The following is a 23,966-nucleotide window of genomic DNA, read 5'->3' on the forward strand; positions in this document are numbered from 1 at the left end:
TTAAAATGACGCTTTCGTATCCTGGAAGTTATGAACTCCGGAGCAGATGGAGCTCATGAGACGGAGTTTTGAAGGCCAGTCCGACAGGCTCCTAGGGACCGGAAACGCAAATTTTCCGATGCAGCGGGGAGCGTCGCCGGCGGTCCTTTGTACCGTCAGCGACGCTCTCTGCTGTCTGCGGATTTGGAAGGCCGCTCTTTTCCTGACTTTTTCCCCCGGCTTGGGTATAATCAGTCCTGTCACAATTCAAGGAGGCGATAAGGAAATGAAACTTCCCGTACTGAGGAATTTTCCCGCCGGCTCCCTCGATGACGCCATGGTCCGCGCCCTCGAGGAAGCCGCAGCACGCTGCAGACGAAACGCCGTCACCATGGTCACTCTTGCCGACAGCGGCCACCCTGCCGGTTCCCTCTCGAGCACGGAAATGTACCTCACCGTCTACGGTGTGGCGGACCTGACGCCGGAAAACTGTTCGGGACTTGACCGGGACTATGTTTCCGTCAGCCACGGCCATACATCGCCGGGAGCCTACGCCGCCCTCGCGGAATGGGGCTTCTTCCCGGCCATGGAGGCCATAGCCCATTTCCGGCGCTGCGGTTCCCCCTTCCAGGGTCACGTGGAGCGGGACGTGCCGGGCATCGACTGGGGAAGCGGCAACCTGGGGCAGGGGCTTTCCGCAGGCGTGGGGTTTGCCCTCGCCCAGAAAGCCCGCGGGAACGGCAAGCGAACCTACGTCCTCATGGGGGACGGGGGCCAGACCAAAGGGCAGAGCGCCGAAGCCCGGCGGATCGCCGTCAAGGAAAATCTCGCCAATATCACCGCCCTGGTGGACTGGAACAATATCCAGATCTCCGGCACCCTGGAAACGGTCATGCCTGCTGACATCCCCGCTCTCTGGAAAGCCGACGGATGGAACGTGCTGGAATGCGACGGGCACTCCTTCCGGGAACTTTACGCCGCCCTCCGCCTGAGCGCGTCCTGTGACCGGCCCACGGTGATCCTGTGCCGCACCGTCATGGGCAGGGGAGTATCCTTTATGGAGAACACTCCGGAATTCCACGGCAAGGCTCCCCGGACGGAGCTGTACGTCCAGGCCATGAAAGAGCTCGGCGGCGACCCGTCCCTTCTCGACGAAGCGAGGAAACTCCGTGAGTCTGCACCGGTCCCCGCAGGAAGGCACGTGGAGCCCGCCAGGGCTGATCTCGACCTGGGCGAGCCCGTCACCTACGGAACGGACAAGAAGACGGACAACCGCTCCGCCTTCGGCACGGCCCTCGCTGACATCGGGGAGAAGAATTACGAAAGTGAAGGAAGGACACCCCTTCTCGTCTTCGACTGCGACCTTGCCGGATCGGTGAAGACAGGGGATTTCGCGAAGAAGTGCCCCGACTGGTTCATCCAGGCGGGCATCCAGGAACATTCCACCGCCACCGCCGCAGGGGCCGCCTCCACGGCGGGAGTGGTCTCCCTGTGGGCCGATTTCGGCGTCTTCGGTCTTTCGGAAGCCTACAACCAGCAGCGACTGAACGACATAAACTCGGCGAACCTCAAGACAGTGCTCACCCACGTGGGCCTCGACGTGGGCGAGGACGGCAAGACCCACCAGGCCATAGATTACGTGGGGCTGCTCCGGAACACCTTCGGCTGGAAGCTCGTGGTGCCCGGAGACCCCAACCAGACTGACAGGGCCACCCGCTGGGCCCTCGGCGAGGCGGGGTGCGTCTGCATCGCCATGGGCCGGAGCAAGCTCGGAGTTCTGGCCGATGAAAAAGGAGACCCTCTCTTCGGCGGGGAGTACCGCTTCCGCTACGGAGAAGCTGTCCGGGTGAGACCCGGGAAGGACGGTGCCATTTTCGCCCTCGGCGCCATGACGGAGCGGGCCGTGAAGGCCCGGGACATTCTCCGGGAAAATCACGGTATGGAGGTGGCGGTGTACTGTGTTTCCAGCCCTCTCGTGCCGGACGACGAAGCCCTGCGGGAAGCGGCGGGCACAGGCCGCATTCTCACCTGCGAGGATCACTCGGTGAACAGCGGCATGGGGTCCATTCTCGCCGCCCGGATGACGGAACTTGGCCTCAGCGCATCCTTCAGGGCCGTGGGAGTGCACACCTACGGGGAGTCCGGCAGCTCCCCCGACGTCATCTCCGCCATGGGGCTCGACGAGGTATCCCTGGCGAAAGTCTTCGAGTCCCTGCCGGGAAAATAGCCGTCCCGTGGAGCATCGGCTTCTTCTCCACGCATGCTGCGCCCCGGACGCCACGGTGCCCCTCGCCGATCTTGCGGAAGAGGGGTATGCCGTGACGCTCTACTGGTACGGTGCCAATATCCACCCTGCAGGAGAAGAAGAAAAACGCAAGGGAGCCCTCGGCTCCCTTGCGGCAGGGAGAGTGCCGGTCATAGTGGAGAATCTTTTCATCCCTTCGTGGATGGAGGCGGCCGCGCCCCTTGGAGCGGAACCGGAAGGAGGGAAGCGGTGCGCCCTCTGCTTCAGGCTCCAGCTCGAGGGAGCGGCCCGGGCGGCCGTCAGGGAGGGGATCCAGCGGCTCTGCACCACCCTGACCATCAGCCCCCACAAGGACGCCGCACTCATCAACGCCATCGGGGAGGAAACGGCCCGCTCCTTCGGCCTCCGGTGGCTTCCGAGGGTCTTCCGGAAACAAAACGGTTTTGTCCGCTCCGTCGCCATGTCGAAGGAGCTTGGTCTCTACAGGCAGTCCTACTGCGGCTGCATTTTCAGCCTGCGAAGAGGTGAAGCACATGAATCAGTCTCCGGTGGGGAAACTTCCCCCGGGTCAGCTTGAAGGAAGCATTTTCCGGTTCTGCGGTGCATCCCGTCCGGAGGTGCTTATCGGTCCCGGCATAGGGGAGGACGCCGCGCTCATCAGGTGGCCGGACGGAAAGTACGTGGCCGTGGCCTCCGACCCCATCGTCGGCGCGTCCGCCGGGGCGGGGAAATTTCTCGTCCACATCAATGCCAACGACATCGCCTGCAAGGGAGGGGATCCTTCATTTTTCGTGGTTACCCTCCTCATTCCCTCCAGGCAGGGCATTTCCATGGTAGAGGGGCTCATGAGGGAGATCCACGAGGCATGTCTCTCCATAGGGGCGGCAGTGGTGGGCGGCCACACGGAACTTACGGACCGCTACGACCAGCCTGTTCTCGTGGGGACCATGATGGGCCCCACGGAATACGTCCACCGGGCCACGGACATCCTTCCCGGGGACAGGCTGATTCTCACGAAACATGCCGGCCTCGAGGGCATGGCCATCCTCGCTTCGGACAGGCCCGACCTCCTGGAGCCCTTCATCGGCCCTGATGGTGTCCGTGAAGCCGCCGGCTGGCTGAACGCCATCTCTGTCCTCGAGGAAGCGAAGTGCCTCCGGGACCTCGCCAGGTTTCTCCACGACCCAACCGAGGGCGGCATAGGGGGCGGCATTGCGGAGATCATGCGGCTCAGCGGTCTCGGCGCGGAGCTGGACTACGGGAAAATCCCCCTCTCGCCCCTGACGGAGCGGGCACGGCAGGGCCTGGGGTTCGATCCCTTTCATCTTATCTCCTCCGGGGTCCTCCTGGCGGTGGTGGCTCCCGAACACGAAGAAGAAGCCCTTGCGAGACTGGAGAAGAAAGGCATTCCCGCCGCTTCGGCAGGACGGTTCGTCCAGGGGCCGGGGAACTGCCCTGACAGCGTCGCCGAGGAATTGTGGAGCCTGCTCGGCCGGCCGAGGGAAGAATGACTCCATGAACAGGGAAGGAATTCCCGGACGGGTTGCCCGTCTCCGGGAGCGTCTCCGGCGGGAAGGAGCTGACGTCTTCGTCCTTGTGGTGACGGAGCGGTACAACGGCGAGTCCATGGGCTACCTGAGCGGCTTCCGGGGGAGCAGCGGCGCCCTCGTCGTGTCGGAGGACAGGAACTACCTGCTCACCGACGGCCGCTACGCCCTCCAGGCCCGGGCTGAATCGCCTTTCGACAGTATCATCCTCGACGGCGGATCCCTGCAGGACAAAACGGCCGAGATCCTGCGCCAGGGAGGGTGGAAAACCGCCGGTTTTGAAGCGGAGCGGCTCTCTGTGTCCTTTTTCAGCGCTCTCGAACCGTCGGTGCCTGCCTGGAAGGACTGTTCCGGTCTGCTGCCGGCACTCCGCCGAAGGAAGGACGAAGGGGAAGCGGCCATCATCCGGAAGGCTGCCGACCTGGCCTACGATACCTACAGGGAGGTCCTGGAGACAGTACGGGAGGGTATGACGGAAAAGGAGTTCAATGCCCTGCTTGAATACAACCTGAGGAAAAACGGCGCCGAAGGAGGATGGAAGAACAACAGCTTCATCGTCGCCTCCGGCGAGCGGAGCGCCCTGCCCCACGGGGTGCCCACCGGAAGGGCTTTCCGGAAGGGTGACATCGTCACCGTGGATTTCGGAGCCACGGTGGAGGGGTATATGTCCGACCTGACCAGAAACTTTTCTCTCGGTCCCCTCTCCCCTCAGGGCAGGGATATCCAGGACACCCTCCTGGAAGCCCATCTGCGGGCTGCGGAAGCCATCCGTCCCGGCGCGGAATGCAGGGCCGTGGATGCTGTGGCCAGGGATGTGGTCACCCGGCGGGGATGGGGAAAGCATTTCCCTCACGGCCTCGGACACGGTCTCGGCCTGGAGGTTCACGAGGCGCCGAGGCTCTCTCCCCACTCAAGGGACGTTCTCGAGGAAGGGGACGTGGTCACCGTGGAGCCGGGCATCTACATCCAGGGCTGGGGCGGCATGAGGATCGAGGACGACTACCTCGTCACCGCCGGCGGCGCGGTCTGCCTCTCCGGCGGGAAGGGGAGGGAAGCCCCCGCCCTGTGATGCCTGGAGGAGATTCCGGAGAATCCGTTCCCAAGGTTGCCTTTTCTTGCCGGAAATAGATATAATGAGTTTCAGGAAACACAATCACGAAGAACACCAGAAGGGGGATATCTCATGAAAAAGTACGTGTGCACCGTGTGCGGCTATGTCTACGACCCCGCCGAGGGCGATCCCGATTCGGGAGTGGCCCCCGGAACAGCTTTTGAAGACATTCCCGATGATTGGGTCTGCCCGGTCTGCGCCGTGGGTAAGGATATGTTCGAACCCGAGGAATAAAAAACGAAATAAAAAAGGGAGGCCGAAGGGCCTCCCTTTTTTATTCAGCCTGAATGAAGGCTGAAGCCGCCCTGAGGAGGTCCTCCCGGGACAGGGAAGACGACTCGAGGGTGAGAGTGGCGTCGTCGGCCAGAGCCACCGCCAGGGCCAGCCCCACCGTGGGGACTTCTTCCAGGAGGGCCCGCTTTCCTTCGACGGTGAGCCCCTCGTAAGAAGAACCGAAACCGAGAGGCCGGTCATCGGTTTGTAAGCCTTCAGGGGGAGTGCGGAGCTCTCCGGCCCCCGGACCGGTCATCAGGGTGGCCTTCAGAGTCCGTCCTCCGCCTGTTCGGTAGACCCGAACGAGCCATTCGCCGAAAGTGCCCGAAGGAGCCTCCAGCGGAGTCCGCTGTACTTCGCCCCCGGTGAAGCCGGGAATGTCGGGAAGAGTCCATGCCGCAGCAGGGCCCGGAAGGGCCAGGATAATCAGGAGAACCGGAAGAACCAGTCCGGAGAAACGAAAACGCTTCACGTTCAAAACCCCCTCGGCCGTTTTCCTCTATTCTACTACAGGGGCGAACCAAATTTTTCAATCTCCCCGATACGGGGTATAATGACTCCCTGACCGAGTGTCTTCAATTCAAAACCGCCGGGAGGAGTTCTTCCGTGTACCGATTCGCCCTGAAAGTCTACGGCTGTCAGATGAACGTATATGACGGCGACAAAATGAAAACAGCGCTGAAAGAACGGGGATGGACCGAAACAGCCGAAGAGGAGGCCGATGTGGTCATCCTCAACGGATGCAGCATCCGCGACAAGGCCGAACAGAAAGTCTGGAGCGACCTCGGCAGGTTCGCCCCCCGCTGGGAGAAAGAACGGAAGCCCTTCGTGGCCGTGACGGGCTGCGTGGCCCAGAACGTGGGCCGCAAAATGGCCGCCCGGTTCCCCTGGGTCCGCTTCGTATCGGGCCCCAGGCACATCGGTGCCGTGCCTGACGGCCTGGAGAAGCTCCTGGCCTCTCCGGGCGAAACCTTCCTGTTTCTCGACGACGACCCCAGGGCCTTTATCGACCTGCCCGGGGCCCCCGTGGAACGGGTCAACCCCTGGAAGGCCTTCGTCACCATTGCCCACGGCTGCGATAACTTCTGCTCCTACTGCATCGTCCCCTACGTCCGGGGCCGCTTCGTCTCCCGTCCTCCCGAGGACATCCTGGAGGAGATGAGAACCCTCGCGGCCGACGGAGTCCTGGAAATCACCCTGCTGGGCCAGAACGTGAACAGCTACGGAAGCGACTTTTCCGACGGCTACACCTTCGCGAACCTTTTGAGGGACGGCGCCCTGAAGACGGGAGTCCGGCTCCTCCGGTTCGCCACCTCCCATCCCAGGGACTTCACTCCGGACATCGTGGAGACTATGGCGGAGCATTCACCGGTGATCTGCCCCTCCATCAACCTGCCCATCCAGTCCGGGAGCGACCGCATTCTTGCCCTCATGAACAGGGGATACACGGTGGCGCAGTACCGGACTGCGGTCTCATCCATACGAAGCCGCCTGCCCGGGGTCGGCCTCACCACGGACCTCATCGTAGGCCACCCAGGCGAGACTGAGGATGATTACAGGGAATCTCTGAAGGTGCTGGAGGAATTCCGGTTCGACCTGGTTCACTCCGCCGCTTACTCTCCCCGGGAGGGCACCGCGGCGGCACGCCGGGAGGACCAGGTTCCCCACCGGGAAAAAATGGCCCGGTTGAACGAAGTGAACATCCTCCAGTCCAGGATTGCCCGGGAAATCAACGAATCACTGGTGGGCAGCGTCTTTCCTGTGCTGCTGGACGACTTCGCTCCCCGGGGAGAGGGACTCCTGCAGGGGCGGACTCCCTCCGACAAAGTGGTGCTCGTGGAAGCGGAGGAGGAAATGCTCGGCCGGTTTGTCCGGGTGGAGATCACCCGGGCGGACAACTGGTGCCTCTCCGGCCGGATCGTCGAAAACGGGAAATAGGGGGAATGGTCAGTGAGGAAGGGGTTTCTCTCCGATCCGAAATACCAGGGGCTTGCCTTCTTCGCCCTGGGAATAGGGTGCTTTGCCCTTGCGGGAATACTTGTGTTCCTTTTCTCGGGTCGCTTTGTGGACCGTCCATCGGGAGCGAAGGCGGGTCCCGCCCTCTCCATAACCGTGCCTGCGGACAAGCCTTCCGGACCGCCGTCGGGAGAGATTTCCCGGCCCGCTCCGGAACCTCCGGAGGCGAAAGAGTGGGTGCTCTACATCACCGGCGGCGTGGCATCGCCGGGAGTCTACTCCCTCCCTCCGGGGAGCAGGGTTCACAACCTTGTGGACGCCGCAGGAGGACTGCTGCCGAACGCTGATCCGGTGAAGGTCAACCTGGCCGCTCCCCTGGCGGACGGGGTGCACGTCCATGTCCCCCTGGCGGGTGAGGTCGGCGGAAAGAACGACATCCCGGTTCCTTCGGCACCTCAGGACAGCGGCTTCCTCCGTCCGCCCGCAATCCCGGGGGGCAGCGGCGGCGGTGCCGTGAGAGTGAACACCGCATCCCTGGAAGAACTCCAGCGTCTTCCCGGGGTCGGGCCGTCCATTGCCCGGGCCATCCTTGAGTACCGGACCCGGAAAGGCAGGTTCACTTCCCTCCAGGACCTGCTGAAAGTGAGCGGAATCGGACCGAAGAAGCTGGAGAGCCTCAGAGACCACGTCGACCTGAGATGATCCCCCTTCCGGGACAGAACGAGGGCATCGCCAGAGCGCCCCTCCTTTTCCTTCTCGGAGCGGTCTTCACGGCCCTCGCCCTCGGGGACAGGGGAATGTCTCCCTCCGCGGCCGGAGCTGCCGCGTCCCTGCTGTGTCTCGGGATCCTTCTCCTTCTTTCCGGCCGCAGGCCGGCCCGGTTTCTCTCCTACTGCCTTGCCCTGACCCTTCTGGCGTTCCTGTGTTCCTTCCTTTCAAACTGGAGAATTCAGAGCTTTTTCGTATCCCGGGAGAGGGTTCTCGACGGCGGCGAGGTGATCCTTGAACGTCCGTGGGGATCCTCGAGGGCCGTGGTGGTGGACGGCGCGGCGGGACGGTACCTTCTTCGGCTCCGGCCGGACCAGTCCGTCATGGAAGGGGAGACCCTCACCTTTGTTGGCGAGGCCGTTCCCTTCAGGGTCAGGGAGGACTCACCTTTTCGGGAAGACCTGTACTGGAGAGCCCGGGGCGTGTCAGCCGAGGTCATCCCCGACGAACTGCTCTCCCGGCGGGAGGGAGTCTTCGGCCTGCCCTCCCTCCGGACGGCCCTTCGCAGAAATATCCTTCTCAACCTTCCTCCCGCCACCAGGGGGTACCTTCTCGCCGCCTTTCTCGGCGTGCGGGATCCCTCTCTCGCCGACGACCACAGAACCTGGGGGACGGCCCACCTCCTCGCCGTCTCCGGCTTCCACGTGGGGCTTGCCGCCGCGGCCGCCTGCAAACTTCTCTCCCTGGGCGCCCTTCGCCGGAGGCTGTCCTTCCGCGGACGGATCCTCGCGGCGAGCCTCATGCTCTGGGCTTACGCCCTGATGGCGGGCGGAGCTCCCAGCGCCCTCCGGGCGGCCCTCATGATCCAGTCCGTTCTCCTCGGCTATGCCCTCGGGCGGAAGGGGAGCCCCCTGAACGCCGTCTCACTGGCGGGACTTCTTCTCCTTCTCTGGAGGCCCGAGTGGTACGCAGACCTCGGATGGAGGCTGTCCGTCACGGCAGCCCTTCTTCTGTCCGCCCTTGCCGAACGGGGCGCGGGCTGGAGGACAGCCCTCGCCGCGAGCCCCCTCGTCTGGCTTGCCACCTACCCCCAGACCGCCGCAGCCTTCGGCGCGGTCCCCCTCTCCGGCATTCTGGTCAACATGGTGGCCCTCCCGGTCTTCGCCTTCCTCTACCCCTTCGCCGCGGTGCTCTCCATACCCGCCCTGGCCGGGATACCCGGAGGGTATTACCTCGCCGGAGCCGCCGAGGGGCTCTTCCTGCTCTGGCAATGGACGGCGGATGCTCTCACGTCATTCATCCCGTGGTCGGCTTCCTGGTCGCCCGCGGTTGCGGCAGCGGGAAGCGCCGCCTTTCTTGCCGTCCTCGCCCTCGGCCTCTTCCGGCCGGGACTCCGGACCTTCGGGGGAACGCTGCTTGTGCTCCTCGCCGGGATGTTTTTTTTCTGAACCTCTGCCGTCAACAGGCGGACCCGTTCTTTCCCGGCAGTGCTCCCGGAAACGAAAAGCGCTCCCCCGGGGAGAGCGCCGAAGAAAGATCCGATATTTCCCGGATGCCCCCGCAGGGGGAGGTTTACTGCCCCAGCAGGTTCAGCACGTTCCGGGGGGCCTGATTCGCCTGGGTCATCATCGCCATGTTCGCCTGCGTCAGAATGGAAATCCGGACGTAGTTCATCATTTCTTTTCCGAAGTCCAGGTCCCGAAGGCGGGAATCCGCCGCCGTCAGGTTCTCCGAAGCCACAGCCAGAGCAGAAGCGGCGTGCCCCAGGCGGTTGGTCAGTGCCCCGATCCTCGCCCGCTGCCGGGACACCCTGTCAATGGCCCTGTCGAGAATCGTCATCGCCCGCCCGGCGCTGTCTCTGTCAGTAACCCGCAGGTCGGCCACTCCAAGGGTTTCCGCATCCATGGCTCCCAGGGAGAGCAGCAGATCTTCACCCTGGTTCGCCCCTATCTGCAGAACTGTGGAGTTGTCCGCGAGGTGCACCGTCCGAAAGACCTGGGAGCTCATTCCGGTGATGAACCGCCCGCTCTCCCTGCTGTACCGGATTCCCAGGACGCCGAGAAAGGAGTCGAACCCGAGCCGGATCGCATCGCCCCAGATACCGCCGAGTTCCTTGCCGCCTTCGATCTTCAGGCCGTGAGCGACTGTACGGCCCGAGTGGGCATCTGTGACGGCGACGGTGAACATGGTTTCTTTCGCTTCGTTGATGACCGTCATCCCCAGGGCATTCAGGATCCTCTCGTCTCCATGGAATTTATAGGCTCCCCCGGCGCCGGAAAGGGCGGACCGGAGGATCATTGTCCCCTCTACGGCATCTATCCGGTTCATCCCCGCAAGAGGTCCCGTGAAGGTGGCGAACTTGTTCTTGTCGGAGGACGACATCAGGTGCTTCATCGTTCCGTCGCCGAGTTCACTGTAAATGAGATTGTTGAGGCGGTCCAGAACCGTGTGGATTTCGTCGTTTCCGTACAGCGTCAGTCCTGCCTCCCTGTTCCCCTGGCGGATGAGGATTGTCGCAGGCTCGTCAAGGAGGAACTTGCCGTTGGCATCCCAGAACTGTTCCATATCCTCCAGTCTTGAGTAGCGGTGGGCCACCCCGCCGTCAATGCCTTCCCGGTAGACGGAAGAGAACACGGCGGCGTCGCGGACGACCCTGGGAGTATCGTCCGTCCCGGGTATGCCCGTCGGGGTTCCTCCATGGAAATCACCGAAGCTGAGAGAGACCGTCCCATCGTACACCTTGCCCCCGGGAACGCTGTTCATGCCGTAACTGAACGGGGACGGTCCTGTCTGGTAGGTGTGCAGAACGGTTTGGCGGTTGTCCAGCACCCCTTCATCAAAGCGCCAGCTCATCGGGTAGAGCCCCGAGTCCGTATTGCCGCCGAAAAGATTGATTTCATCCACGGCATATCGGTTCGTAACCGGGTCCATGTCGGAGCGGCCGTCGGCAACCAGCGAGAGTGTGAAGCGGTCTCCCTCCCGAAGGCGGCTGATGTCAGTGAAGTCGAAGAAATTGAACCGCAGTCCGTCGAAGTCGGGCGAGAAACGGAGGATCACGTCGGTGTTGCTCTCGTTGAGCCCGTATACTTCGGACTCCACGTAGCGGTACCCGCCGTCCCGATCCATGATGTGCCCCTGGATGCGGAATCGTGCGCTGCCGTTCATCACCTCGAGCACGTCGAACAGCAGCATTGCGTTCCGTGTTTCGTCCGGGGCATATTCAATCCGCTCCAGGAAGTCCCGTTCCCCCTCGCCGGATTCCATATCCTGGAAGAAAAAGCTGTTGACCAGGGCTCCCGCTTCGGGAGACGTCCTCCCCTGGTAGTTCACTTCCGCCGTGATATAGGGCATCCATCCTGCACCTTCGCCTGCCCGCGTCCCGGCGGCGAAGCCTCCTCCCGCCACGTTCAGCAGCAGTTCGCCTGTGGCGGCGTTCGTCGTGATGTTGCTGTTTCCCGGATCGACGAAAAAACCCAGGAGGCGCATCGCCATGCCGTCTTCAACCCCCGCATCGAAGCGGTATTCCATGGTGCGGGAGGGGGAACCGCCCAGCCCCCACGGATTGGCGTCGATAGTGACGATGGAGTCGGAGAGAAACGCGCCCGAAACGCCCGGATTGCTGTTCTCGTACGTGCCCCCGGCCCGGGCGGCGATGTTGACCACAAAACGGTCGTCCGTTTCGAGCTCTAGGGGTGAAAACGCGTCGAACCGGATTTCCGCGGCCCCGCCGCCGGCGTTCAGGATCAGCGTGTTTGCTGCGCTCACTGTCCCGTGGCCGTTCAGGTCGATGTTTTCCTCGAATTCCACACTGGTTCCGTCGCGGGTGTAGCCTTTCGCCCGGACGTTGTACAGGTTCTGTCCCGTCACGGTGAAGAGGATGGATGCGTTCACGTCTTCCTGCCGCCACACTTCTATGGCCCCCGGAGGAAGAACCGTCCCGGGATCCTTTCCTGCGAGGTAGTAGGACGTCTCTTCTCCGTACCAGGTTTGGGCGTACCACCGGTCGTTTGCCTGACCCGCCGTGTCCCACCCCGCGCCGGCCGCGCCGTAGCGTTCCGATGTACGGAGAATATCGGTGAAGGTGTTCACGCCGTCAAGGCCGTTCTGGATGAAGGATACCCGTGAGACATCGGAGCCGAAGGTACCGACCCCCGTCCGGAAGAGGTGGGGAAGGGCGAAGGTTCCTCCGGCACCGTCCAGTACTCCGTTGTTGAAAATCATGGAGCCGCCGCCGTAGGTATTTGTGCCGGAATTCGGCGAACCAAGGGAGGCGGAGTCGTAGGTGGACCCGGTCGCACCGTCCCGGATGCGGAAGTCCAGCCTGTCGTGCGCCCCGGCTGACGCCGCCGAGGTGAAGAGGGCCCAGGAGTCTCCGGCGGCGAGGTCCATTCCGGTCGTGCTGTCGGGAATAAAGACGGAGGTGAAAGGGAGCGCCCCGATGCCGGTCAGGGGGTTCGACGTGCCTGCGTCGCCCTCCCACCACACGTCGGACCGGGATCCGTTCACGGCGTTTCCGTTCCTGTCGATCCCGGTGTAGGTGGTGGTGACCGATGCCCGGTCGCGGGCCTGCCACGTGGTGCTGTTCGCTGCCGCTCCTGCGGTAATTGAGACCGGTCCGCTCATAAGCTGCGACGTCCCGGTGCTCGGAAGGAACTGAACGCGGCGCCGCTCCGGAGAGCCGTCCGTGTTCGTGATGCGGAGCCTTCCGTTATGATGAGTCCCGTCATACCCCGGAGTACTGGCCGCGTCGGTCCAATCCGCATCGAGGATGTCCAGTCCGTCCAGGTCCGCCCGGAGTTCCTCGATGTTCCGTCCGGCGGAAAGGGTGGCGTAGGCTCTGCCGTAGTCTCTGGAAAGTCCGCTCACGTCGCCGGAGGAGCGGTCAAGGGTCTGGTTCCCTCCGAAGAGTTCGGTAATGGTGCTGCCTGCACCCTCGGAAAGCGAAATCCTGTACCTGGAGGTCACCGTCGAGGTCCGGAGATTGATCTGCCCGGTGCCTCCTCCCGTGACCAGTTCAAAAACAGGCCCCGAGGGGTCGGCGAGATCGTCCTGGCCGAAAGCGCTGTTCGCCGCGGCCTGGAGGGCCGCCTGCACATTGTTGATATCCCTGCTGCCCACGGAAAATGATGTTGTGTATTCGTGCAATACACGGTGCGAGCTTGCCGAGCTCCCGGCCAACAGCATGGTGCCGCCGATTCCCAGTTCCTGCTCGAAGGACTCTGCTCCGCCGTCGGCCAGGACTTGCACCATGTACGAGCCCGAAATACCTCCCGCCCCTGACGAATTGTTGTTTATCTGAAGCCGTCGTCTGCCTCCGCCGAGATCCGACGCGGCAAAGTCGATGTTGTACGCCGCAAGGTCCCCGTCAAGGGCAGCCGCGGCGGAAACAATGTCCAACCCGCCTACGTCGACGGTGTGTTCTCTCTGGAAATCCCGTGCCGTGCCCGTGGCCGTGCCTCCGTCGGCGATGACGCCGGCCAGTCCGAGGTCTGCGGCTCCTCCGGCCCCGGCAATGTCGAGGTCGTCTCCGCTGCCGTTGACAAGGTCGATCCGCCACAGCCCGCCTCCCTCGTCCACGGCGGACGCCGAACCCCATCCCCATCCCGTCAGAGCCGTGTTGATCGTTGCCGCCGCCGCTTGCATGTCCAGGTTCGAAACATCGAGGCTGTGGGTTATGCCGTCCCGGGTGATGGAAAACGAACTTCCGGCGGCTGTCCTGAACGTCGTCTGCAGAGTGACATTTTCAGCAGCGGCAGCCTGGTAGGTGAACTCAAGATTTGCCGTTGACACCGCCTCTGAATAATAGGAGGTGACCAGGTTCACGTCGGAGGAAAGGACATCCCGGCGGTCGACGGAATTTACCCTGAAATGGGTCCACAGGTTTGTCCCGAAGTTCGGATCCGTCTGGAAATCAACGTCGCCGCCGCCTGCGCCTATATTCACAGTCCCGCCGCCCGCGCCGCCGATGTCCGTCCAGGCGAGGCGCGTCTGCGAATTCACCGCTCCGCCGGAGGTTGACGCCGACATGGAAAGGTCCACGCCGGAGCGCCCCATGGGGTCCACGCGGTCGATCACGTCCGTTCCCGACACGCCTCCGGATTCTCCCCCGAAGTACGCCATGAACGGCACTTCGTCCGCAATGCGTACCTGGTATTCGCCGTAGGGAAGGATGTCCGGCAGGGCGCTGGCCTCAAGGCTGAGCACCCCGAGGTCCGCCGCAGGGGTGGTTGTTTCCGTGCCGTCGGCTTCGTGGTAGGAGATGCCTCCGAAGGGAACCTCCCGGGTCTCCAGCCTGTAGTCGCCGTCGATGAGGTGGAGGCTCCGCAGGTTGCCGAGGCCGGAGAACGCCCCGCTCTCGGGGGAGAACTGCACATTCTCCGACACCGTACCATGTTTCAGATAGAAGATGTTCGTCTTTTGCACCTCTCCCTCCCCTGCGGTGGGGGTGATGCTCAGCCTGAAATTTCCCTCGCCCACCACGTTCTGGCCGAAGGCGTCCCTGGAGCGGAGCGAACCGTCCACGAACACTCTGATATGGGGGGAATCGGTGCTCCAGAGTACGGAGGCATCTCCGGAGAGCAGCTGTTTGCGGTTGAACTGCGTAGTGGACGAGATGAGGGTGATCTGTTCCTTAAGCTGATCAATCTCCTGCTGAAGGTAGGTCCTGTCCTGGAGGGTGAGGGTATCGTTGGCTGCCTGCACGGAAAGCTGTCGCATGCGCTGGAGAAGGGCGTGGGTCTCGTTCAGCCCGCCTTCGGCCGTCTGCAGCAGGGAGACGCCGTCCTGGGCATTCCGGACCGCCTGGTCAAGGCCCCGCACCTGGGCGCGGAGTTTTTCCGAAATGGCCAGTCCTGCGGCATCATCGGCGGAGCTGGTGATGCGAAGTCCTTCCGCGAGGCGGCGCATGGCTCGGGCGGAGCTTTGCTCCAGTCCTTTGGCTGCATTGACGGCAAACAGAGCGGAAATATTGGACATGATGCGCATGGCGGGCATCCTCCGGCTGTGGGAAAAAATGAAAGATCTTTGAACATCTTCATTGTACGTCAGGGAAAGACACGATATGCCGTTTACTTCTCGGTTTCTTTCTATCAGCTCTTAAATTTGCCTGTTTTGGTCATTCTTTTGCTTGTATGGTGTCTTTGCCGGTTCAGGCATTTCAGATCCCTGCAAACAGCGACTGTCGGCCGGCCTGACAGATTTCTCCTTCACGGAGGTCCGCTCCCCGCAAAAGGGACGAAATTTCCCTTCCGACAGGGTATAATATCCTGATGTTGAAATCCTTCAAAGAGGAGGACGGTACCATGCTTCTCGTCCTTGACGTCGGAAACACCACCACGGTCATCGGCATCTACGACGGCGAGACCCTGGTGAAGCACTGGAGGCTCATGTCGGAGAGGCACACCTCCGACGAACTGGGCATATACCTGCTGAACCTGCTGGATATCTGCGGCATCCCCCGGGCGTCCATCGACGGGGCCATCTACTCGAGCGTCGTTCCCTCCCTCGACATGGCCCTCTCCGAAGGCCTGAGGGAATACCTTTCCGTGGATCCGGTCAAGGTAACGCCATCCCTTGACCTCGGCATCGAGATCGCCTATTCGCCCAGGCATGAAGTGGGGGCCGACCGGCTCGTGAACTCCGTGGCGGGGAAGGCCAGGTACGGCGCCCCCCTCATCGTGGTGGACTTCGGCACGGCCATCACCCTCGACATCCTGAACTCCGAGGGCGCCTACCTCGGCGGGACCATCTCCCCCGGACTGGTGACCGGCATGGAGGCCCTCTTCGGGCGCACGGCGAAGCTGCCCCAGGTCTCCCTGGAGCCGCCGAAGAGCGTCATCGGGAACAACACCATCGGCTCCATCCAGGCGGGTATCCTCTTCGGCAACGCGGGGCTCGTGGATTTTCTCGTCAGGAAGACCTGGGACGAGCTGGGCTGCAGAACGCCGGTGGCAGCCACCGGGGGCCACGCGGCCGCCATCGCCTCCATTTCCGAAACCATCACCGCCGTGGACCCGTGGCTCACCCTGGAGGGGCTCCGGCTCATCCACGAGAGGAACCGCCCAAGGTGACCCGTTTCCCTCCCGTTCTTACGTCACCTTCCCGGCCCGGATGGGAGACTGGGGGGCTGGTTCTCGATTCCCCCCTGATGCTCGCCCCTCTCGCAGGGGTCACCATCCCCCCCGTGCGGCTTTTTTATTCCCGCCTCGGGGCTTCAGCGACCCATACAGAGATGATCAGCTGCGCAGGGCTGATCAGGACAAACCGGAAAACTGCGGGTATGCTGCAGGTGCTTCCCGGAGAGGGTCCTGTCATCGTGCAGCTTTTTGCCGGAGACCCGGATACGCTCTCGAAAGGAGCTGAAACGGCGCTGGCGGAGGGGACATTGTTTCGTGCCGTGGGCATAAACATGGCCTGCCCCATGCCGAAGGTGCTGAAAAAAGGAGCGGGAGCCCGCCTCCTGGAGAACCCTGACACCGCTTTTGCCATGGTGAAGGCCCTTACACGCTTCGGTTTCCCTGTATGGCCGAAGATACGCAAATGTCCTCCCGGCTACCCCCTGACCACGGAGGAGTTCTGCCGGGGGCTTCTGGACGCCGGCGCTTCCCTGGTCTGCCTTCACGGACGGACCCCCGCCCAGCGGTATGCCGGGGAAGCGGACAGGGATATCGTCGCACGGATGGCTAAAATGTTCCCCGGGAAAATATGCGCAAGCGGTGATGTCTATTCTCCCAGGGACATCTCTTTTTACCTTGATGCTGGATGTTCGTCCGTGCTCCTTGCGAGGGGTGCCGTGGCGGACCCTTTCCTTTTTGCCCGGACCCTGGCGTTTCTCGGCTATGACGTGCATAATATCTACGGAAATCCATCCCCGGATTTTCAGATACTGTTGTTGCTCGATTTCGGCGACGGCGTATCGGCTTTGTGCGGGCAAAGGATGGCGGCGCTTTTTGCTAAACGCATTCTTGCCGGGCTGTTTCGAGGCATGGCTGGTGTGGGCGGTCTTCGAAGGGCTGCCGCATCAGTGTCCTCATGGACGGATCTCCGGGGAATTATTGAACAAAGCGGTGAGTATTTTGAAAGGAGAGAAAAATACAGTGGATGCACAGTATGAAAAGGACGCCCCGAACCGTCTCCCCCAAGGGAACGACGGAGAGGACGAGATCGTCCGCCAGCGGAAGGACAAGCTCGAACGGCTGATTGCCGAGGAGGGGTACAACCCCTACCTCGTGGAGAAGTGGGACCGGAAGCACTCCCTCGCCTACGTGCGGGAGAACTTCAGCCACCTGGCCGAGGACGAGCTTGACGAGTCGGTGACCATCGTCACCGCAGGCAGGGTGATGACCCTCCGCAAGCACGGGAAGGCCGCCTTCGCCAACCTGGCCGACGAGACGGACAACCTGCAGCTTTACTTCCAGTTCAACGCCATGGGCGAGGAAAAGTACACCTTCGCCAAGAAATGGGTCGACTCGGGCGACTGGGTCGGCATCGTGGGCCATCCCTTCCGGACTCAGCGGGGGGAGCTCACCATCCATGTCCGGGAGTGCGTGCTCCTCTGCAAGGCCCTCCGCCCCCTGCCCGAGAAGTGGCACGGCCTGAAGGACACCGAGGTCCGCTACCGGCAGCGGTACACCGACCTCATCGCCAACCCCGAGGTACGGGAGACCTTCCGGAAGCGGTCGAAGATCATCTCCTCCATCCGGAAAACCCTGGAGGACCACGGCACCATCGAAGTGGAGACCCCGATCCTGTCGGTCCTTGCGGGAGGCGCCAACGCGCGGCCCTTCAAGACCTTCCACAACGCCCTGGGCATGGAGATGTACCTCCGCATCGCCACGGAACTCTACCTGAAGCGCCTCGTGGTGGGCATGTTCGGCCGGGTATACGAGATGGGCAAGAACTTCCGCAACGAGGGGCTCGACACCATGCACAACCCGGAGTTCACCGCCATGGAGGTGTACTGGGCCTACGCGGACTACCACGACATGATGGACCTCACCGAGGAGATCATCCGGAACGCAGCCGACGTGGTCTGCGGGGCCGGCAACCCCAGGAAGCTGCGTTTTCAGGACGTGGACCTCGACTTCGACAAACCCTTCAAGCGGGGGAGCATGCTCGACCTCGTGGCGGAATACACGGGCGTCGATTTCCGGAACATTTCCGACGACGACGAGGCCCGGAGGATAGGAAAGGACAGGGGCGTGGAGATCAAGGGGACCGAGAGCCGGTTCACCGTCCTCAACCTCATGTTCGAGACCTTCGTGGAAGAGAAGCTGATCCAGCCTACCTTCGTCACCGGGCATCCCACGGAGATCTCCCCCCTCGCCAAGAGGGACCCGGAAAACCCCGACTACACCCGCAGGTTCGAGCTCTTCATCTGCGGCAAGGAAGTGGCCAACGCCTTCAGCGAGCTGAACGACCCCATCGACCAGCGGGGCCGGTTCGAGGACCAGCTCAAAAAGAAGGAAGCCGGCGACGACGAGGCCCACGATTTCGACGAGGACTTCATCAACGCCATCGAGACGGGCCTTCCCCCCACGGGAGGACTGGGCATCGGCGTGGACCGGCTCGTCATGTTCCTCACCGACTCCAGGTCCATCCGGGACGTCATTCTCTTCCCGACCATGAAGCCCCTGCCTTCCCGGACACGGGAGGACGGCGGAGAGGACGCCGGGGAGTAGGAGGCGGCTCTCCGTGCCCCGGGACGAGGAACGAACACTGGAGATACCCCAGGATGCCCGGCGGCGGGCGGCTTTCCTGCAAAGGGAGCTCGCCCGCCACGGGCGCCTCTATTACGTGGAGGACGCTCCCGAAATACCCGACGACGAATACGACGCCCTGTACCGGGAGCTCATCGAACTCGAGGCCGCCTGGCCGGAGCTCGCCTCCCCCGAGTCGCCCACGAAGCGGGTTGGTGCCAGGGCGAGCGAACGGTTCGAGAAGGTTCCCCTCTCGGTGCCCATGCTCAGCCTGGACAACGCCCTGAACGAAGAGGATCTGGACGGCTTCCTGAACCGCACCGCTCCCTGGGCGGCGGGAGGCTATGTCTGCGAACTGAAGATCGACGGCCTCGCCGTTTCCCTCACCTACGAGGACGGCGCCTTCGTCCGGGGAACGACCCGGGGCGACGGACGGGTGGGGGAGGACATCACCGCCAACCTCAGGACCATCCGCACCCTTCCCCTCACCCTGTCGGACTTTCCCCGGGGCCGGGTGGAGGTCCGGGGCGAAGTGCTCCTTGAGAGGAAATACTTCGCCGTCCTCAACGAAGAACGGGAGGAGCGGGGAGAGCCGCTCTTCGCCAACCCCCGGAACGCCGCCGCCGGAAGCCTCCGGCAGCTCGACCCCGCGGTCACCGCCGGAAGAAGGCTGTCCATCTACCTCTACTCGGTGGTTGCCCCCGAACGGCTTGGTCTCGCCTCCCAGAGGGAGATCCTCGAATGGCTCTCCCGGTCCGGTTTTCCCGTCCAGAAGGCCTGGCAGTTCTGCCCCTGCGGGGATGCCGTGAAGGAGTTCATCGCCGCCTGGGAAAAGGGGCGGTTTTCCCTTCCCTACGCCACCGACGGCGTGGTGGTGAAACTCGACTTCCTCGGCACATGGAGCGAAATGGGGTCCACCTCCCACGCACCCCGGTGGGCCGTCGCCTTTAAGTATCCCCCGGAAGAAAAGACCACCCGCCTGACCGACATCCTCGTCTCCGTCGGCAGGACCGGTTCCCTCACCCCAGTGGCCGCCCTCGAGCCCGTGACCCTTTCCGGCACGGTGGTCCGGCGGGCGAGCCTCCACAACGAGGACGAACTCCGCCGGAAGGACCTCCGGATCGGGGATCTGGTCCGGGTCCGCAAGGCGGGGGAGATCATCCCCGAGGTGCTTGGCGCCGTGGCGGAGGTCCGGAACGGAACCGAGCGGGAGTTTGCCATGCCTGAATTCTGCCCGTCCTGCGGCTCCCCTGCAGTGCGGCTCGAGGGCGAGGCGGCCCTCCGGTGCATGAACAGGGCTTCCTGCCCCGCCCAGCTCAAGGAGGGGATCCGTCATTTCGCCTCCCGGGGCGGCATGGACATCCGGGGCCTGGGCGAAAGGCTGGTGGAGCAGCTTGTGGACAAGGGGATCATCCGCACGGTGTCCGACCTGTACCGTCTTCAGGCGGACCCGGTTGCCGGCCTGGACAGAATGGGGCAGAAATCGGCTGAGAATCTCATCAACGCTGTCGCAGTGTCGAAGGAGCGCCCCTTCTCCCGCCTCCTCGCCGCCCTCGGTATCCGGTTCGTGGGAGCCAGGGGAGCGGAGATCCTGGCGGAGGCCTTCCGGGACGTACAGACCCTAAGCAACGCCCCCGAAGAGATCCTGGCGTCGGTGGAGGGCATCGGGCCCGTCATGGCGGCGTCCATCCGGTCCTTTTTCGCCCGGGAACAGAACAGAAAACTGTTGGAGGAACTGGCGGAGCTCGGCGTCCGGGGCGCCCTTCCCGCAGCGGAAGAACAGCCCGGGGAGCAGGGATCCCGGTTCCTCGAGGGCATGCGCATCGTTTTCACCGGGGAGCTGGAATCCCTGACCCGGAGCGAGGCAGAAACCCTCGCGAAGGGGGCGGGCGCTGCGTGCTCATCCAGTGTGAGCGGAAAAACATCCCTGGTGGTGGCGGGCAAGGAAGCGGGCAGCAAGCTCGCCAGGGCCGCCGCCCTTGGGGTGCGTATCGTGGGAGAAGAAGAATTTCTCGAAATGATCCGCAGCGGAAGGACTTCCTGAAGACCTCTTCAAGAAATACCCCACCGGTCGTTTCGTCGAACAGGAGGAAAAGCCAATGACGATCAGCGAAAAGGACGTTCGGCACGTGGCCGGTCTCGCCCGGCTGCGCGTGGAGGAGAAAGAAATAGAGCCCCTCGTGCGCCATTTTGAAGCCATCCTGGGCCATTTCGCCACCCTTTCCCGGGCACGGGAGGAAGGGCGGCTGAACCTCGACGGGGTGGACCCCTTTCTCTTTTCCGAGAGGGAAGTCCCTCCCCTGAGGGAGGACGAGCCCATCCGGTCCGCTGTCCGGAATGACGTACTGGAAGCCGCCCCGGAGCGGAAGGACAGCTTCTTTGTCGTTCCCCGGATTCTTGAGGAGGAGTAGGCCATGGAACTCTTTGCCCTCTCTGCCGCGGAGATGGTCCGCGGCATAAAAGCAAAGGAATATTCAGCGTCGGAGGTGTTCGCCTCCTGCCTTTCCCGGATCGAAGCCCTTGAGCCGGAACTGTCCGCCCTGCTTGCTCTCACCGCCGCCAGGGGACGGGAAGAAGCGGCCCGGGTGGACGGAATGATCGCCCGGGGCGACGATCCGGGGCCCCTTGCCGGAGTGCCCGTGGTCCTGAAGGACAACATGTGCCTCCGGGGAGTTCCGGCCACCTGTGCCAGCAGGATCCTCGAGGGATGGATACCCCCCTACGACGCGGGAGTAGCGGAACTGCTCGCCGGTGCCGGTGCCGTCTTTGCCGGAAAGGCCAACATGGACGAGTTTGCCATGGGAAGTTCCACGGAGTTCTCCGCCTTTCACCCCACGTCCAATCCCTGGGATATCGGCAGGGTCCCCGGGGGCAGCTCCGGGGGAAGCGCCGCCGCAGTGGCGGCCGGGTACGCCCCCCTGGCCCTGGGGAGTGATACCGGCGGGTCCATCCGTCAGCCCGCGTCCTACTGCGGCCTCTACGGCCTCAAGCCCACCTACGGCCTCGTGAGCCGGTGGGGCCTCGTGGCCTTCGCCTCGTCCCTCGACCAGATAGGCCCCTTCGCCCGCACCGTGGAGGACCTTGCCCTCCTGCTCTCGGTCATCGCCGCTCCCGACGCCCGGGACGGAACCTGCAGCCGCAGGGAGCGGCCGGACTACACGGCCCCCCCGGCCGCCGCCTCCCTCCGCGGCAAGAGGATCGCCGTGGTGAAGGAGCTGGATGCCATGCGGTCCTCCGTGGACCCCGAGGTACGCCGCGTCCTGGAGAACACCCTGAACCTCTGCCGGGAAGAGGGGGCGGAAATAGTGGAGGTCTCCCTTCCCGTCTCCCTCGAGTTCGGCCTGCCCTGCTACTACATCCTCGCCCCCGCCGAGGCGAGCTCGAACCTCGCCCGGTTCGACGGCGTCCGGTACGGTCTTTCCTGCAGGGAAGACGCCCTGCTCGACCTCTACCTGACCACCCGGGGGGCCGGCTTCGGCGCCGAGGTGAAGCGGAGGATTCTCACGGGGACCTACGTGCTCAGCTCGGGGTACTATGATGCCTACTATCTCACAGCCCAGAAAGTCCGCTCCCTCATGAAGGCCGAGTTCCGGAAGGCCTTCGAAGGGTGCGACCTCATCGCCCTCCCCACGGCTCCCACACCCGCCTTCAAAAAGGGCGAGATGGTGGACGACCCCGTCCGGATGTACCTGGCCGATGTGTTCACCCTGCCGGTGAACCTCGCCGAACTGCCGGCCCTGTCCCTCAACGGGGGATTCACCGGCGGAGAAAACCCCCTGCCCGTGGGTGTCCAGTTCATCGCTCCCCAGTGGGGCGAGCCCGAACTGCTGAACGCCGCGGCGGTCCTTGAGCGGGGCCTCGGAAAGGCGCCCATAGCGTCTCTCGGCACAGCGACGGAAGGAGGGAACGCCTCATGACTTTCCGGTACATCCCCGTCATCGGCCTGGAAATTCACGTGCAGCTTTCCACGGCCACGAAAATCTTCTGCCCGTGTTCCACGGACTACATCGGTGCCGAGCCCAACACCAACGTCTGCCCCGTGTGCCTCGGCCTCCCCGGGAGCCTTCCGGTGCTCAACAAAAGGGCGGTGGAACTGGGAGTCCGGGCCGGACTGGCCCTGTCCTGCGCCATCAGGAACCACACGGTCTTCCACCGGAAGAACTATTTCTACCCCGACCTGCCCAAGGCCTACCAGATCAGCCAGTACGACCTTCCCCTCGCCGAGGGGGGAGAGATCTTCATCCCCGGCGACGACGGCCGGCCCCGGCGGATCCGCATCACCAGGCTCCACCTCGAGGAAGACGCCGGAAAACTGGTTCACTCCGCCGCCGACGGACGCCTCGAAGGGGCGGCCCTTTCCTTCGTGGACTACAACCGGGGAGGCGTTCCCCTGGCGGAGATCGTCTCCGAACCCGACATCACCTCCCCCGGGGAGGCTCGGGAGTACGTGGCCCGTATCCGCCAGACCGTGCGCTACCTCGGCGTTTCCGACGGCGATATGGAACGGGGGTCACTCCGGGTGGACGCCAACGTGTCGGTGAAGAAGACCGACGAGACATCAGGAGAGGTACTGTACTGGGGAGAGCGGACTGAGATAAAAAACATGAACTCCCTGCGGGCCGTGGAACGGGCGCTGCAGTATGAAATCCGCCGCCAGACAGCGGTCCTCGCCGGAGGGGGCGCCCTGGAGAGGGAAACCCGGCACTGGAACGACGGCGAAGGGGTCACCACCTCCATGAGAAGCAAGGAGGCCGCCAACGACTACCGCTACTTCCCCGACCCCGACATCCCCCCCATCGTAGTGACGGAAGAGCTTCTGGAAAGCACCCGGAATGCCCTGCCGGAACTGCCCTGGGCCAAGGAGCGGCGGTTCGCGGAGGAGTACGGCCTTCCTGAGGCCGACGCCGCCTTCATGGCGGAGAGCCTTCCCGTGGCCCTGTACTTTGAAGAATGCGTCGCAGGCGGCGCATCGCCCCTGCGGGCGGCGAACTGGATCCGCACCGAGGTCTTCCGGGTGATGAACGAGAAGGGCCTCTCCATGGATGCCTTCCCGGTGAAGCCATCCGCCCTGGCGGAACTCGTCGCCCTGGTGGACGGAGGAAAGCTCTCCACCACGGTGGCCCGGGAGGTCTTCGCCTGCCTGGCGGAAGGGAGGTCCCTCAAGGACGCGCTCGAGACGGCCGGAGCTTCTCCCGGAGGCCTGTCCGCCGAAGAGGTGGAACAAATGGTCGACCAGGTCCTTCTGGCCAACGGAGACGTGGTGGAGGAAATCCGCTCCGGCGGGGACCCCAAGGGGAAGAAAATCAAGTTCCTCGCGGGCCTTGTCATGCGGAAGGCCAGGGGCCAGGCAGATGCCGCTGCGGTCTCCGGTATCCTCGAACGCCGTCTGGGAGAGGAACGCTAGGATACCGCTCTTTATTTTCTGCCCCATTTGTTGACGAACGGAAACG

General features: G+C 63.5%; 17 protein-coding genes. 15 read left to right on the forward strand and 2 right to left on the reverse strand.

The window, feature by feature from the left end; translation table 11 throughout:
* Positions 1 to 265 precede the first annotated feature (265 nt).
* From C8D99_RS12525 to rd, 5 genes are all read left to right on the forward strand, one after another.
* Positions 266 to 2,206, forward strand: a complete 1,941-nt coding sequence (locus tag C8D99_RS12525) for a transketolase (RefSeq protein WP_133958827.1) — start codon at positions 266 to 268, stop codon at positions 2,204 to 2,206.
* 7 nt (positions 2,207 to 2,213) lie between these two features.
* Complete coding sequence (locus C8D99_RS12530; RefSeq protein WP_133958829.1) at positions 2,214 to 2,801, forward strand: epoxyqueuosine reductase QueH; 588 nt, start codon at positions 2,214 to 2,216, stop codon at positions 2,799 to 2,801.
* Positions 2,758 to 3,735 (forward strand): AIR synthase-related protein, encoded by a 978-nt coding sequence (locus tag C8D99_RS12535; protein WP_133958831.1) that lies wholly within the window; start codon positions 2,758 to 2,760, stop codon positions 3,733 to 3,735. Before C8D99_RS12530 ends, C8D99_RS12535 begins: the two co-directional genes overlap by 44 nt.
* Positions 3,736 to 3,739: 4 nt before the next feature.
* Positions 3,740 to 4,840, forward strand: a complete 1,101-nt coding sequence (locus C8D99_RS12540; protein ID WP_133958833.1) for an aminopeptidase P family protein — start codon at positions 3,740 to 3,742, stop codon at positions 4,838 to 4,840.
* A gap of 114 nt (positions 4,841 to 4,954) precedes the next feature.
* Entirely contained in the window at positions 4,955 to 5,116 is a 162-nt protein-coding gene (gene rd / locus C8D99_RS12545; RefSeq protein WP_133958835.1) for a rubredoxin, read from the forward strand.
* A gap of 40 nt (positions 5,117 to 5,156) precedes the next feature.
* On the opposite strand, the gene C8D99_RS12550 is transcribed toward rd, so the two are convergent.
* Positions 5,157 to 5,627 (reverse strand): hypothetical protein, encoded by a 471-nt coding sequence (locus tag C8D99_RS12550; RefSeq protein WP_133958837.1) that lies wholly within the window; start codon positions 5,625 to 5,627, stop codon positions 5,157 to 5,159.
* A 134-nt stretch (positions 5,628 to 5,761) separates the two neighbouring features.
* Here C8D99_RS12550 and miaB point away from each other — a divergent pair, with 134 nt between their 5' ends.
* From miaB to C8D99_RS12565, 3 genes are read left to right on the forward strand one after another with little or no spacing between them, the layout of a single operon-like run.
* Complete coding sequence (gene miaB, locus C8D99_RS12555) at positions 5,762 to 7,093, forward strand: tRNA (N6-isopentenyl adenosine(37)-C2)-methylthiotransferase MiaB (RefSeq protein ID WP_133958840.1); 1,332 nt, start codon at positions 5,762 to 5,764, stop codon at positions 7,091 to 7,093.
* Positions 7,094 to 7,105: 12 nt separating this feature from the next.
* A complete protein-coding gene (locus C8D99_RS12560; protein WP_133958842.1) occupies positions 7,106 to 7,813 on the forward strand; it encodes a ComEA family DNA-binding protein in 708 nt (235 codons plus the stop codon).
* On the forward strand, positions 7,810 to 9,267 hold the full coding sequence (locus C8D99_RS12565) for a ComEC/Rec2 family competence protein (RefSeq protein WP_133958844.1): 1,458 nt from the start codon (positions 7,810 to 7,812) through the stop codon (positions 9,265 to 9,267). Before C8D99_RS12560 ends, C8D99_RS12565 begins: the two co-directional genes overlap by 4 nt.
* Positions 9,268 to 9,391: 124 nt before the next feature.
* On the opposite strand, the gene C8D99_RS12570 is transcribed toward C8D99_RS12565, so the two are convergent.
* A complete protein-coding gene (locus tag C8D99_RS12570; protein ID WP_133958846.1) occupies positions 9,392 to 14,803 on the reverse strand; it encodes a flagellin N-terminal helical domain-containing protein in 5,412 nt (1,803 codons plus the stop codon).
* A gap of 317 nt (positions 14,804 to 15,120) precedes the next feature.
* On the opposite strand from C8D99_RS12570, the gene C8D99_RS12575 reads away from it, so the two are divergent.
* From C8D99_RS12575 to gatB, 7 genes are read left to right on the forward strand one after another with little or no spacing between them, the layout of a single operon-like run.
* On the forward strand, positions 15,121 to 15,888 hold the full coding sequence (locus C8D99_RS12575) for a type III pantothenate kinase (protein WP_133958849.1): 768 nt from the start codon (positions 15,121 to 15,123) through the stop codon (positions 15,886 to 15,888).
* On the forward strand, positions 15,885 to 16,931 hold the full coding sequence (locus C8D99_RS15590) for a tRNA dihydrouridine synthase (RefSeq protein WP_133958851.1): 1,047 nt from the start codon (positions 15,885 to 15,887) through the stop codon (positions 16,929 to 16,931). The genes C8D99_RS12575 and C8D99_RS15590 overlap by 4 nt, the downstream gene beginning before the upstream one ends.
* The gene (gene lysS / locus C8D99_RS12585) at positions 16,915 to 18,498 is read left to right on the forward strand and encodes a lysine--tRNA ligase (RefSeq protein ID WP_243833930.1); all 1,584 of its coding nucleotides are present in this window, start codon (positions 16,915 to 16,917) and stop codon (positions 18,496 to 18,498) included. Before C8D99_RS15590 ends, lysS begins: the two co-directional genes overlap by 17 nt.
* Before the next feature lie 13 nt (positions 18,499 to 18,511).
* Complete coding sequence (gene ligA, locus C8D99_RS12590; RefSeq protein ID WP_243833931.1) at positions 18,512 to 20,560, forward strand: NAD-dependent DNA ligase LigA; 2,049 nt, start codon at positions 18,512 to 18,514, stop codon at positions 20,558 to 20,560.
* Between the two features lie 55 nt (positions 20,561 to 20,615).
* Entirely contained in the window at positions 20,616 to 20,927 is a 312-nt protein-coding gene (gene gatC, locus C8D99_RS12595) for an Asp-tRNA(Asn)/Glu-tRNA(Gln) amidotransferase subunit GatC (protein WP_133958856.1), read from the forward strand.
* 3 nt (positions 20,928 to 20,930) lie between these two features.
* Entirely contained in the window at positions 20,931 to 22,433 is a 1,503-nt protein-coding gene (gatA, locus tag C8D99_RS12600; protein WP_133958858.1) for an Asp-tRNA(Asn)/Glu-tRNA(Gln) amidotransferase subunit GatA, read from the forward strand.
* The gene (gene gatB / locus C8D99_RS12605; RefSeq protein ID WP_133958860.1) at positions 22,430 to 23,920 is read left to right on the forward strand and encodes an Asp-tRNA(Asn)/Glu-tRNA(Gln) amidotransferase subunit GatB; all 1,491 of its coding nucleotides are present in this window, start codon (positions 22,430 to 22,432) and stop codon (positions 23,918 to 23,920) included. Before gatA ends, gatB begins: the two co-directional genes overlap by 4 nt.
* Positions 23,921 to 23,966 lie beyond the last annotated feature (46 nt).

The organism is Aminivibrio pyruvatiphilus (assembly GCF_004366815.1).
In the GTDB taxonomy this organism is placed as follows: Bacteria; Synergistota; Synergistia; order Synergistales; family Aminobacteriaceae; genus Aminivibrio; species Aminivibrio pyruvatiphilus.